General features: G+C 51.7%; 11 protein-coding genes. 7 read left to right on the top strand and 4 right to left on the bottom strand.

Annotated features, from left to right (window positions below):
• The first annotated feature begins 10 nt into the window (after nucleotides 1-10).
• Nucleotides 11-2,551, top strand: a complete 2,541-nt coding sequence (locus tag ACO0LD_RS07590) for a TonB-dependent receptor (protein ID WP_423005323.1) — start codon at nucleotides 11-13, stop codon at nucleotides 2,549-2,551.
• 90 nt (nucleotides 2,552-2,641) lie between these two features.
• Here the strand turns inward: ACO0LD_RS07590 and ACO0LD_RS07585 are convergent, their stop codons facing one another.
• Both ACO0LD_RS07585 and ychF read right to left on the bottom strand, forming a co-directional pair.
• On the bottom strand, nucleotides 2,642-3,826 hold the full coding sequence (locus tag ACO0LD_RS07585) for a GGDEF domain-containing protein (protein ID WP_423005321.1): 1,185 nt from the start codon (nucleotides 3,824-3,826) through the stop codon (nucleotides 2,642-2,644).
• 208 nt (nucleotides 3,827-4,034) lie between these two features.
• On the bottom strand, nucleotides 4,035-5,126 hold the full coding sequence (gene ychF, locus ACO0LD_RS07580) for a redox-regulated ATPase YchF (RefSeq protein ID WP_423005319.1): 1,092 nt from the start codon (nucleotides 5,124-5,126) through the stop codon (nucleotides 4,035-4,037).
• Nucleotides 5,127-5,378: 252 nt separating this feature from the next.
• Here ychF and ACO0LD_RS07575 point away from each other — a divergent pair, with 252 nt between their 5' ends.
• Nucleotides 5,379-6,173 carry a type IV pili methyl-accepting chemotaxis transducer N-terminal domain-containing protein gene (locus tag ACO0LD_RS07575; RefSeq protein ID WP_423005317.1) on the top strand — a complete coding sequence of 265 codons (795 nt, stop codon included), beginning with the start codon at nucleotides 5,379-5,381 and terminating at the stop codon, nucleotides 6,171-6,173.
• Here ACO0LD_RS07575 and ACO0LD_RS07570 read toward each other — a convergent pair.
• Nucleotides 6,145-7,530: an MATE family efflux transporter gene (locus ACO0LD_RS07570; protein ID WP_423005315.1), complete on the bottom strand. Its 1,386-nt coding sequence runs from the start codon at nucleotides 7,528-7,530 to the stop codon at nucleotides 6,145-6,147. The two genes, ACO0LD_RS07575 and ACO0LD_RS07570, sit on opposite strands and share 29 nt — an antisense overlap.
• Before the next feature lie 97 nt (nucleotides 7,531-7,627).
• Nucleotides 7,628-9,313: an SgrR family transcriptional regulator gene (locus tag ACO0LD_RS07565; RefSeq protein WP_423005313.1), complete on the bottom strand. Its 1,686-nt coding sequence runs from the start codon at nucleotides 9,311-9,313 to the stop codon at nucleotides 7,628-7,630.
• Between the two features lie 139 nt (nucleotides 9,314-9,452).
• Here ACO0LD_RS07565 and ACO0LD_RS07560 point away from each other — a divergent pair, with 139 nt between their 5' ends.
• The 5 genes from ACO0LD_RS07560 to ACO0LD_RS07540 all read left to right on the top strand — a co-directional run bounded on the left by ACO0LD_RS07560 (nucleotide 9,453) and on the right by ACO0LD_RS07540 (nucleotide 13,206).
• A complete protein-coding gene (locus ACO0LD_RS07560) occupies nucleotides 9,453-10,754 on the top strand; it encodes an MFS transporter (protein ID WP_423005311.1) in 1,302 nt (433 codons plus the stop codon).
• 163 nt (nucleotides 10,755-10,917) lie between these two features.
• Nucleotides 10,918-11,838 carry an SPFH domain-containing protein gene (locus ACO0LD_RS07555; protein ID WP_423005309.1) on the top strand — a complete coding sequence of 307 codons (921 nt, stop codon included), beginning with the start codon at nucleotides 10,918-10,920 and terminating at the stop codon, nucleotides 11,836-11,838.
• A 17-nt stretch (nucleotides 11,839-11,855) separates the two neighbouring features.
• Complete coding sequence (locus tag ACO0LD_RS07550) at nucleotides 11,856-12,311, top strand: hypothetical protein (protein ID WP_423005307.1); 456 nt, start codon at nucleotides 11,856-11,858, stop codon at nucleotides 12,309-12,311.
• A gap of 2 nt (nucleotides 12,312-12,313) precedes the next feature.
• Nucleotides 12,314-12,517 (top strand): hypothetical protein, encoded by a 204-nt coding sequence (locus ACO0LD_RS07545; RefSeq protein ID WP_423005305.1) that lies wholly within the window; start codon nucleotides 12,314-12,316, stop codon nucleotides 12,515-12,517.
• Nucleotides 12,518-12,591: 74 nt separating this feature from the next.
• The gene (locus ACO0LD_RS07540; protein WP_423005303.1) at nucleotides 12,592-13,206 is read left to right on the top strand and encodes an ACP phosphodiesterase; all 615 of its coding nucleotides are present in this window, start codon (nucleotides 12,592-12,594) and stop codon (nucleotides 13,204-13,206) included.
• Nucleotides 13,207-13,227 lie beyond the last annotated feature (21 nt).

The raw sequence follows: 13,227 nt of genomic DNA, 5'->3' as shown, positions 1-13,227 counted from the left end.
GGAGACAAAAATGTTCCGCAGCAATACCAATACCAATACCAATACCAAGCATAGTAATCAACAAAAAAAACATCACGCCGGCAACACAACTCAACAGTATCAATTGACGCCGGTTACGGCTGCAGTGGCACTGGCAATCTTGAGTTTCATGAATACTGCCAATGCTCAGCAAGCCTCCACCAATGTACCCGCAGCTACAGCGAATAAAGCTGCAACGGCGAATACAGAAGTTGATGAAAAAGGCCTGGCCAAAGTAGTCATCTCAGCCAACAAGCGCGTAGAGAAACTGGAGAATGTACCAATGTCGATATCGGTTATTGGTGAGGAACAATTGCAACGCAATAATGTGCGCGACCTCGATGACATCATAGACCTGTCACCAGCCTTGACCAAGACTCAGAGTGACAACCCGGCAAACACTGGTTTGAACATGCGCGGCATAGGCACACAGTCGATAGGCATAGGCGTGGAATCTGATGTTGCGGTGATTGTCGATGATATTCCTATCGGCATGCAAGTGCAGGCTTTTCGCGATCTGGCAGACGTCTCCCGCGTCGAAATCCTGAAAGGCCCGCAGAGCACATTGTTCGGCAAGTCGGCGATTGCCGGTGCTATCAATATAGTGACCAAACCTATTTCCGGCCCCATCGTTTCTCGCGCCAGTGTATTGCTGTCCAGCGACAGGGAATGGCGTCTGGGTGCATCCATAGGTGGTGAAGTGTCAGAAAAATTCGGCTTCCGTATCGCCGCCAGCAATAACGATTTTCCGGGCAACGTGAATAACCTGACAACAGGAAAAATGACCAATGGCTCCGCTGGTAAAACCTTCCTGGGTAAATTCAACTGGCGTCTGACTGACGATCTCGATATCGATTTTTCGCCGCGCTACAACTACACAAAAACCGATTGCTGCGCACTGGTCATCACCAGCCTGACTGGTACCAATATACAAAATGGTTTGTTGAATAATTCCCCTGCCATGCCTATCTCACAAGTACTGGCGGGCATTACGCCCGGCCCGGACAACCGCACCATCCGTAATGACACATTTACTGGACAGGAATCGACTACGCGAGGTTTTGGCCTGAGAGTGAATTACCAGTTACCGACGGGCGCAACCCTGACTTCGATTACTTCCGGAGACCGCTATCACGCCTACGATTCACGTGACCAGGATTTTACCGATGCACCGGTCATGTTGTACTACCCCGTCACAGGTTCGACCAAGTCATCAGGCTTGAACCAGGGCGCAGAGCAGCATGGCCGTTTTGATGTGATTTCACGCACTCAGGAAATACGTCTGGTGTCGGCAGACACTGGCAACTTCCGCTATGTCGCCGGTCTCTGGTATGGCAAGAATGAACTGGCACGTTACTTCAAGCGCGGTGAAAACGGTCTGGTCGCGACCAGCCCTACCGAGTTTTATGGCGACACCTACAATATCAACAAAGCCGTATTTGGCCAGGCCAGTTGGGAGTTCGTTCCTACTTATACTTTGACTACCGGCGTACGTTTTAACAGGCAAGAGTCCGGTTATCATTTTTCCGGAACTGGAAACCCTTCCAAATTGGCATTGGGCAGCCCCTATGTCGCTGTCAATAACTTTTCCAGCGTTGGCAATGTAGAAAACGCCACTACTGGCAAGCTAAGTTTGCAAAAACAAATCACACCCACATTGATGGGCTATGTCTCCGCATCCACTGGTTATAAGGGGCAGGCTTACGATATCACCAGCAGCCTGGCTGCCTTGACAGCATCGCAGCAACCCGTCAAATCAGAGACAGCCAAGAGTTTTGAAATCGGCATGAAGGGTAACTTCCTGGATAACCGTTTGACCGTGGCAGCGACACTGTTCAACAGCAAATTCAAAGACTACCAGCAAAATTCAGGCAGCTATATTCCAGATACCCTGATTTACCAGACGCGCCTGAATAGCCTGGAAGGTGTGCAGACGCGGGGTGCAGAACTCGACATCAACGCACTGGCAGGCAGGGACTTGTTGATCAATGCCAATTTCGCTTATACCGATGCCACCATCACCTCATTCAAGAACTCTACCTGTTATCAGGTGACCGGCAGCCCTAATGGCGGCTTTAACGAAACCTGCATTTTGAAAAATCCCTTGTATGGCGATCAAAATACCACTGACGTGTCAGGCGGGCGCATGCCGTTTTCACCCAAGCGTAAAGCCAGCGTAGGCTTCAAATATGATGTGAAATTACCTGACATGAGTTTCGATGCCTACGTCACAGGCAACGTAGTTTACGCCAGCGACATGATCTCCAACCTGGATCAAAACCCGCTTAACTTTGTGCCAGCCACCACCTACGTCCACGGCGGCTTTGGCTTCCGTGAAAAGTCTGGTCGCGCTAGCTTGAGCTTCAGGATCAATAATCTGTTTGACCGCCAATACCGCGCCAATCGCTCCTTCCCCTTGGCGAGCTTCAATGCCACGGGATCCAATCCACCAGCCAATATCACGACCACGACATGGACGCCGACACGTAATGCGTTCCGTTATATTTCTGTGCGTCTGGATGTGAAGTTTTAAGTACTAATTAGCGCCCTGGTCGCTGCAGGCAACCGGGGCGCTTACTCAAAATTATTGATCGTGGCGCGAGAGGCATGGAACATGAGAACTTCAAACTTCTTTGACCGACATGTTGCCTGTTGAGTGCAAAGCTATGCAGTTGCGGCCTGCATTTTTAGCCCGGTACAATGCCTGATCAGCAGCCTCTACCAGTGCAGCGAGATCCATACCGATCCCCAAAGAATCTGCAATGCCAGCACTCAGGGTACTTTGCAGGACTTCGTTTTTCCAGGCTATCTGTAATTCTGCATACAGCAAGCGCACACGTTCGGCCAATTGGGCGGCACCTTGTTCGCCAGTACCCATGAGCAGGACACAAAATTCTTCCCCGCCATAACGGGCCAGGCAATCTTCACTGCGGACCACAGACTGCAACAGCGCTGCCAGACGGCGCAATACTTCATCACCTGCCTGATGGCCATGTACATCATTGATACGCTTGAAGTAATCTACATCAATCATGATGACAGTCAGGGTTTCGCCAGTGCGGGTGGCACGGGCCAGCAAGCGCTTTGACTCATCTTCGAAACTCCGACGGTTCAACAGACCTGTCAGGCTGTCATGCGAAGCTTGTTCGCGCAAATTACTGACCAGGCGGAAAGTGATCAGCAGAACCAGCGCCAGCGAGATGGATAGTTGTGACAAGCCGCCGAGCACCAGAAGCACTGGGTTGACATTACCCTGCGCAAACAGGGAAATCTCTTCAGCTGGTTTAAGCAGGATATTCAAAGCCCTGAGAAAACTCATCAAGGCAATAAATGAAAAGGACGCTGCCGCGAGGTTGTAAGCGGTTCTCAGTGGCTGCGTGGCTTTGACGATCAGACTCAGCGCACAGGCGGCGAATATGACGCTGACCACCAGGGAATTGGTGGCGATCACCATGCGGATATTGTCATGCACGATACCTAGCCACAGGCTTTGCAGCATCATTTGTCCGCCTATCCATACCGGAACCCAGTAGTGGCAGCGCTTTCCCTTAAAAGCTTCGATCCCGTTAAAGAGAAGACCAAAGCCACAACCCGCGATGAAAGGTACGCTGGCAATAATCAACAAAGGCCATTCGGGGGACATCTGGGTGCTGGTAAAAATACCTATGCCCATGCAGCAATGCCCCAGCGCCCACTGACGTGCGCCCCTGACATTGTCCGCATGAAAACTGATGAGCGCCATCATACCCGCACCCAGCAGATTAATACCACTCCACATCAGCATGATAGTACGGACATCAAGATTCATGTCTGGCTCGCACAAGTGGCAGGGCATGGATACTTGTCAGGCAAATTTTCTCCGTGAGGTGGATAGTGACGCTGGGCAGCGAAGTGCTTAAAGTATTACATCTCAGACGCAAGGGCAATAAAGGAAGCAAAAAAGCCGCGAATGTCGCGGCTTTTTGTGGGTTTTTCTGATGCTGGCCAGATTCTTTCAGACCTTATTTATACCTTATTTACACATTAAACAAGAAGTTCAGCACATCGCCATCCTTGACCACATATTCCTTGCCCTCGGCGCGCATCTTGCCTGCTTCCTTGGCACCGGATTCACCTTTGAAGTTGATGTAATCATCAAATGCGATGGTCTGGGCGCGGATGAAGCCGCGTTCGAAGTCGGTGTGGATGACGCCAGCTGCTTGCGGTGCTGTGTCGCCTACGTGGATAGTCCAGGCGCGTACTTCCTTGACGCCCGCAGTGAAGTAGGTTTGCAGGCCCAGCAATTTGAATGCCGCACGTATCAGGCGGTCGAGCCCGGGTTCTTGCATGCCCATGTCGGCCAGGAACTCGGTTTTGTCGGCATCGTCCAGATCAGCGATTTCAGATTCTATGGAAGCGCAAATTGCCACGATAGGGGCATTTTGTGAATTTGCATAGGTAGTCAATAGATCCAGCAATGGGTTATTGGTGAAACCATGATCTGACACGTTGGCTACATACATGGCCGGCTTGGCAGTGATCAGGCACAGTGGCTTGATGAGCAGCATTTCTTCTGCATCCAGGCCCAGTGCACGCACAGGCTTGGCATCGTTCAGGGCAGGCATGATGCGTTCCAGTACGGCGACCAGTTTGGCTGCATCTTTATCGCCAGAACGGGCTTTCTTGTTTTCGCGGTGGATGGCTTTTTCTACTGTGCCCATATCGGCCAGTGCCAGTTCTGTCTGGATAACTTCGATATCATCCAGCGGGCTGACTTTGCCAGCCACGTGGATCACATTGTCATCTTCAAAGCAGCGTACGACATTGACGATGGCGTCAGTTTCACGGATGTGCGCGAGGAACTGGTTGCCCAGGCCTTCACCTTTGGATGCACCGGCAACCAGACCGGCGATATCGACAAATTCAACGATGGCGTTCTGGATACGCTCAGGCTTGACGATGTCGGCCAGTTGTTTCAGACGCGGATCTGGCACCTCAACGACGCCCACATTCGGCTCTATCGTGCAGAAAGGATAATTTTCTGCCGGTATGCCTGCTTTGGTCAGCGCATTGAACAGTGTGGATTTGCCGACGTTAGGCAGGCCGACGATGCCGCATTTGAGACTCATGATGTTTTGCCAGTTGGATTTGATTAACCCGCTATTTTACCGGAAAGCATGGCCTTCAGACTGATTCTGGCTACGATACTGGAATAAAACCGGGAAATCTTGCTAATAATTCAGGCAGCGCGACAGGCCGGCGCAATATTCAAACGATACAATAAATGATGTTCGCCTTATTTTGGGGCGGTTTTCTTTAAAAATACAGGTATGAAGTTTGCTTTGTGAATATTAATTCCAACAATTATTCAGGAGCAAGACATGGACAGACGTGGATTTATTGGCAGGGTAGTATTGACGGTGGGTAATCTTGCTGTGCTCTCTTATGCGATTGCACAAGTCATCAGCTTGAATGAAGCAATCAATAAATCTGGTCGTCAGCGCATGTTGTCACAGCGCCTGGCCAAGGCCTATTTGCAACTGGGGCAGGGTATTGAGGTGGAGCAGTCACGCAAGATACTTGATACATCCCTGGCGAGTTTTGACAAGCAACTGGCCGAGCTGAAAACTTTTGCACCCACCAATGACAATAAGCAGTTGTTGTCTGAAATGGAAAAAAACTGGCTGGGATATAAAAAAGTCTTGCTGGAAAAACAGCCCAATCAGCAAGATGCCCGCCTTATCATGGTGCTCAATGAAGATGTCTTGAGTATCGCCCACAAGGCCACGGTGCAACTGGAAACTTATTCAGGCACGGCCATGGGGCAATTGGTGAATATCTCAGGCAGGCAGCGCATGCTCTCACAAAGGATGGCCAAGTTTTACCAGGCCCAGCAATGGGGTGTGGCACCACCAGATGTGATGGTCAAGCTGGAAGCCGCGCGCAAGGACTTTGTTGCTGGTATGACGACCTTGCAGGCAGCAACATCGAACACCCTGCGCATACGCGACGAACTGGCACTGGCGCAGCAGCAATGGATGTTTTTTGATGATGCCTTGCGCAAGATCGGCGAACCTAAAAATGCCCGTCAATATGCGATCAATGTTGCCACCACCAGCGAGCGCATACTCAGCACCATGGATGGTATTACCGGGCTGTACCAGCAGCTTGCATGATCCTGCGCTGGCTGAGTTTATGCAGCAAACCTGTCAACATGATGCCGGCAATAGTCAGGCCGAGTACCAGGCCTATCCAGAAACCGCGTGCTGCCATCGGTTCTTCTGGATGCCATGGCAACCATGATGGTGCCAGCCCCAGCACGCAGCCTATCGGCAGGGCAAAGCCATAGAATGCCATCAGATGTATCAGCATCGGCGTGCGCGTAACTTTGTAGCCGCGTATGGCACAAGATGCGGTGACCTGCGCTGCATCAGACAACTGGAAGATGGCCGCATACAGCAGTAACTCGGACGCCATGGCCTGCACTGCCGGGTCAGAGGTATAGGCCGCCGCCACCAAGTCGCGGAAGATCATGATGCCCAGCGCCGATATGACGGCAAAGCTGGTTGACAATGCATAGCCTGTCCATGAGATAAAGCGTGCCCGTTCCGGGTCGCCTTCGCCCAGGGTTTGCCCGACCCGCGTGGTCAGGGCGATACCCAGGCTCAATGGCACCATGAACACCAGCGATGAAAAATTCAGAGCGATCTGGTTGGCCGATACCGGCACCACGCCAAAGCGGGCAATCAGCAAACCGACAGCGCCAAAGGCCGAGACTTCAGCAAAATACGTGACACCTATAGGCAGGCCCAGGCGCAGGGTAGAGCGGATTTCTGTCCAGTTGGGCCCTTCATAATGGCTGAAGGGGAAAGTCTCTTTGTAGGCTTCGGCACGGCGCATCCAGAATAGCATTGCGCCCAGCATCAGCCACAGCCCCATGCCGGTAGCCATGGCGCAGCCGGTAGAGCCCAGCTTGGGAAAACCCAGATGACCATAAATAAACAGCCAGTTGATGATGATATTAAAAGCCAGGCCACCCAGCGCAATCACCATCACAGGCTTGGTCTGGTTCAGGCTGGTGGTGTAACCATACAGGGCGCGGTACATGGCAAAGGCAGGCATACCCAGGCTGATGACATGTACGAACTGCGAAGCCTTGGCATTGATGGCCGGGTCAAGTTGCAGGTAATTGAAAACCAGCGTGGCGATATTCAATAGCACACAGCCAACCAGGCCCACACCCAGACCCAGCCACAAAGCCTGGCGCACCATGTGCGGCACACGCTCATGATTTTCTGCGCCTACCTCATGGGCAATCACGGTATTCACCGCCATCATGATGCCCATCACGCTGACCAGGATAATCACCCAGACATTCGCGCCCAGTGACACCGCAGCAAGGTCGTTCGCACTCAGGTGGCCGGTCATGGCGACGTCGGCCACACTCATGCCTACGGTGGCAAGCTGCCCTATCAGGACAGGCCAGGCAATGGTCCAGAGGGCGGCAGCTTCGGTACGGATACGGGTTTTCATCCAGGGCAAACAAAGAGGGATTGGATCAGCATCTTACCGTAGAAAACAAATTCTTTGCTGTCTTCAGGGTTTAATCAATGCGGGTGCGCATCGGCTCCTAATGCTTTAGCCATAGTTCATTAAACGATACAAAACCAAACGGTGTCATCCTCACCCCCGCTACATGCGGGGCGATGCTGACTTGCTGGTTTTCATGCGAGACCGGTATCATCCAGCCTTCTTTGACGAGTCGTCTTCCTATGCGTGCATAAGCCAGCATGCGGCGTTTGCTGTCTGCCAGTTCCTTGATTTTCATCAGCTCAGCATCCATTGGTTTCAGCGCACTGGCAGGCATCCAGCGGCGGAATACGCTGTCGGCAACAAACCATTCGTAGCAACCAAAATCCTGGTCGTCATGCATGACTTCGCGAGTCACGACGAGATCAGCATCTTTCATCCAGTCGCGTGCCAGCAGTTGATCATAGGGCAGGCTGGTCCAGCTAACGGTGATGCCACCTGCTTCCAGTCTTTGCTTTACCGCTTGTGCCAGGCTCAGCATTTCAGGCGTCTGGCCACTGACCATGCGTAGTTTGCTGCCAAGCTTGAAATTGCAGCATTTCGGTTTCTTGGCGACGCGGTGCTTCCAGATCGCCAGCAAGCCTGAGGCTGGTTTCCTGCTACGTTCTTCCGGATCAAACAGGGTTTCTGGTGCCAGCCAGTCTGCCAGTGCCAGCCTTTGTTCGGCAGTTTTAAAAAAACTGCGTGAAGAATTGCAGATGATGTAAGTACAGCCGGATTCTGCACCAGCGATGGTTTGTTTTTTTGAGCAATCCTGATTGGCATAACCAAACTGCAAATCAAATCCCGATGGGCCGGATGGTGGTGGCAGCATCCATAAATCTATTTCATCAAGCAAAGGGCGTTCACGGTAATAATCCTTGAAAGCCTGCAAGGTCAGTTGATAGGTATTGTTGCGTATCACGCGAAATGCACCGCTGCCAACCGGGAAGCGTGCAAAATCAGGCGCACGCTGGCGCGGCACGATGGATGAATTGGCGGTGGCGAGGCAATTCGGCCACAACTGGTCAGGATGATCCAGATAAAAACTCACGCGCTGGCTGGGTCCAGTCTCTACATATTGCAGGTGACGGTATAAGCGTTGATAAATCGCCGACTCATCACGCAGGCGCAAGAAGCTGGCTTTGACATCTTCTGTACCCAGTTCAGCACCATCATGAAAACTTAATCCTGGCCGCAACCAGAAATGCCAGACGCTGCCATTTTTTTCGCTTTCCCAATGATGGGCGATAGCTGGGCGCAAGGCATTTTGTTCATGATCAAAGGTCGTCAGGCGCGAGAAGATTTGCCGCACCAGATGTGCTTCCAGACGACCATATACTTTCAAAGGGTCCAGGCTTTCTACCGTGCGGAACAGGGGCATGCGCAAGCTGCGGCAGGCACTGTCCGGCATGCCCAGATAATCAGGCAGGCGCGTTGCCAGTTGCTGACGTTGGTGATCATCCAGGCTGGCAAAAGCCTGTTCCAGATCACCACGCGCCAGAAATTGCGAGAGATGATCCAGCGCCAGGCTGTCCGGGGTTTGCAAAAACTCAAGCTGCGAATGATTGCCACGTCCGCGTCCTGCCTGCCAGTCCAGCCAGCCGCGTTGCTGCATTTTCGCCAACAGGTTGCGCATATTGCGTTCACTGCAATGCATGGCCAGTGCCAGCGCTGGCAGGCCGGGCTGTTGTTCATGATGCTGCAGAAAGGCATGCAGTTTGCGGTATTGGTCGAGCAGTTTCATGGCGAATAGTCTATCCCGATAACCAAGGCATAAAAGAGGAAAAATTTTTTTAAATTATATCCATTTTTTGTTTCTGCTTTTTTGTAGATACTCATCTATATCAACAAGTGCCTGCTGTTTGAATGACCCGAAAAGGAAGATGATGCCCCGCTTTCCCGCTACCGTGATACGGCTTTTATTCAGTTCTTTTGTCTTTGTCATGGGGCGCGCAGTGGCCCTGCCTTTCATGGCGCTGTACCTGAATGAGCATCTGGGCCTCAACCCCCAAGTCATAGGCTGGGTGCTGGGTGGCAGCATTTTCTTTTCTACTTTGTTCAGCCTGTATGCGGGTTATCTGGCAGACCGGGTCAGCAAGAATTTGCTCATGAAGCTGGCGGGTGTGGTGGTCGCCATGTGTACTGCGTCGCTGACGATTGCGCCAAATGCCTTTACCGCCTTGCTGGCATTGATGTGCATAGAGTCTGCACTGACATTGCGCGGCATTTCCCTGAAAGCCATGCTGGCTGATTTATTGCCGCCAGATCAAAGGCCAAAAGCATTCGCCCTCAACTACACACTTATCAATGTCGCCTTTGCTCTTGGCCCTGTACTGGGTGCCTGGTTGTTTGCCATCAAGATATCAGCACCATTGTGGCTGGCGGCAGGCTTCTCTCTGCTGGCATCGCAGGTATTGGGCAGGCCGGCTGCAGTAGTCAAGACAAATTCTGAAGTCAAAACCAGCCCCGCAGGCTTCAAGGCGACCATGCGTGTGTTGCGCACAGACCGCCGCCTGGTTCTGTTCACCATGGGCAGTGTGCTGACTTCCTTTGTATTTGGGCGCTTTGTCTCCGGTTACTTGTCGCAATACCTGATCGTCAGCCAGGGCACGCAGGCTACCGCCCAATTGCTGCCATTTATTCTCATCACCAATGCGGTGACGGTGGTGGTCTTGCAATATCCGGTAGGCAAACTCATGCAGCAAAAATACCTGTTCCGCTGGGTCAGCCTGGGTGCCATGTTGTATGCCGTGGGTTTGCTGGGCTTCATGCATGCCAGTAGTTCGCTAAGCTGGATAGTGGCAACGCTGGCTTTCACGGTTGGCGAGGTCATTGTCATCCCTTGTGAATACATGTTCATCGACATGATCGCGCCCGCCGACAAACGCGGCAGTTACTATGGGGCGCAAAGCCTGGCCATGTTTGGTGCAGCACTTAATCCTGTCATTTGCGGTTTTCTATTGGCGCATTTTCATAGCGATGTCATGTTCTGGGTATTGATCTCGGCGGCCCTGCTGGGCGTACTTTTGTATTTTGCCGGTACCCGTAGCAAACCTGCAGGGGAGCAAGTACATGAGGTCGAAACTGTGCCCGCAACTTGCAAGCCGCAAACCTGCCTGTCAGTATTGGCAGCGAGCAAGCAGCTTGCCGGTAATCGTGTGAAGAATTTGTTTCCCTTGTCTTGAGCCTGTCTGCCCATGAAGAGGCCAACATAATGGGTGGCCTTTTTGTCATCCCTAAGCTGTTTTCAAGCTTCTGCTTTCATTTTTAATCTCCCTTGACATTTCCACGCGTGCACACTAAAGTGATATCACTTTGATTTCAAAGTGCCATCTATCAGGAGAAAGTATGAGTACTACCTCAGTGTCAGCGACTGGTAAAAAATTAATACAAGAGCGCTCCCGCCCATCGCTGGACGGTTATTTCATGATTATTGTCGGCCTGCTGTTTGTGGCAGGCGGTGCCTATAGTTTTATTGACCTGGTAGGCTCAGGTCAACCGAGTGTGCCCGCGGTATTGGCGCGTCTGGCGATTGTTGTTGTGGGTATTTTTATACTCACTGGTCTGTATATGCTGCAACCGAATGAAGCTGCTTTATTGTCTCTGTTCGGACAATACAAGGGCACAGACCGTAGCGAAGGCTTGCGCTGGGTGAATCCTTTCTATTCAAAACGCAAGCTCAGCCTGCGTGCCCGCACTTTGAACACGGCGCCGCTGAAAGTGAATGACAAGCGCGGCAATCCCGTGGAAATTGGTGCTGCCATTATCTGGCGAGTGGAGGACACGGCGCTGGCGATTTACAATGTCGATGATTTTGAGAGATTTGTAAATATTCAGTCTGAAGCTGCGATACGCCACCTGGCAACGCAATATGCCTATGACGATGGTGAAGACCTTGCCGAAGGCGAGACGACATTGCGGGCAGGCATGGATGTGGTAGCCGGTGCCATGCGTGACGAATTGCATAAGCGCTTCACTGCTGCCGGTATTGATGTTGAGGATGCCAAATTAACGCACCTGGCCTACGCCGCAGAAATTGCCCAGGTCATGTTGCGTCGCCAGCAGGCTGAAGCCATCATCAGCGCGCGCAAGAAAATCGTGCACGGTGCAGTCAGCATGGTGGAAGCTGCTTTGCAAGGTCTGTCAGAGCGCAAGATATGCGAGCTCGATGATGAAAGAAAAGCTGCCATGGTCAGCAATTTACTGGTGGTGCTGTGTTCAGATAAGGAAACCCAGCCCGTCATCAATACCGGCACTTTGTACAACTGATTACGTAGCGAGATAAGATGATGGAACATCCAGTCTATGTGGAAAAACAGTGGATAAAATTGTTGTGGATTATCCTGCCTGTCGGTACCGTGCTTTTACTTGCGGTGCAATTGATATACCTGGGGCCAGGAATGATAGGCATCAAACTGGCATTGCCCCTGGTGAGCCTGCTGTTACTGGCTTTACTCGGTGCTTTGACTATAAGCGTTGACGCAAGTTATTTGCGCTGGCATTTTGGCCTGATTGGTTTCCCTTCCTGGAAAATTGCCCTGTCTGATATTGCTTATGTAGAAGCTGCCACGACCAGCATGATGGAAGGCTATGGCATCAGGTTCACAAGCAAGGGCATGTTATATAACGCCACTGGCAATGCCGCCATATTGGTGGTTTTGCGCAATGGCAAGGCACTGCGCCTGGGCACGCAAGATCCGCAGCGCCTGCTCAGTTATATCGTTCCTCGTTTGAATGCCTGACAATGGCCAGCCCAGGAAAAAAATCCTTCCCCCTGCGTATCGATCCCCTGTTGTGGAACGAGATCGAACGCATGGCGGCACAAGAGCTGCGCAGTGCCAATGCCCAGGTTGAGTATTTGCTCAGGCAGGCACTGAAACAGCAGGGGCGGCATGTACCCTCAAGTAAAGCAATGGCTGATAAAGATGACAGCCAGGCAGAAGAGTAGAGCAAAAGAATAGGGGCAAGGAAATTCGAGCATCGCAGCAGGCAAATGCAAAGCCCGCTATACTTCTTCTACGTATGAATTACCTCGCCCATATTTACCTGGCACAGCATAGCGATAAAGCCATGCTGGGTGCCTTGCTCGGTGACTTTGTCAAACTGAAAGACACTGCACTTTATCATCCTGAAATCCAGGCTGATATCCAGATACACAGACAAGTCGATAGCTATACCGACAGCCATCCCATCGTCTTGCAGGCCAAAGCATTGTTCCAGGATAAGCACCGCCGTTATGCCGGTATCTTGCTGGATATCTTTTATGATCATGTCCTGAGCCAGAACTGGCCGCAACACAGCCCGGCTTCACGTCAGGATTTGATACAGCGCTTTTATAACGCCCTGCAAGCACAGTCAAAAATAGTCTTGCCTGATAACTTGCAGGCAGCCGTGCCGCGCATGCTCAGCCAGGACTGGCTGGGGTCTTATCATGAATTTGATGGAGTAAGAATTGCAGTCGAACGTACTTCGCAAAGACTGTCAAAGAATGGTGATTTGTTGCGTGCAGGTCTGGGTGATTTGCTCAGCAATTACGATGCATTGAGTAAAGGTTTTCAGGAATTTTTCCCGGAACTTGTTCAGTACGTGGCTGTGCAGCGCTCGCAACTACCGCCATCATCATTATTGCCATCATAGTCAGGGCTGCAGAGTTCAGGC

This window comes from Undibacterium sp. Ji83W (assembly GCF_049340385.1).
Lineage (GTDB): Bacteria > Pseudomonadota > Gammaproteobacteria > Burkholderiales > Burkholderiaceae_D > Undibacterium.
Note: the sequence above shows the minus strand (reverse complement) of the source record. Positions and strands in the feature narration are given on the sequence as shown.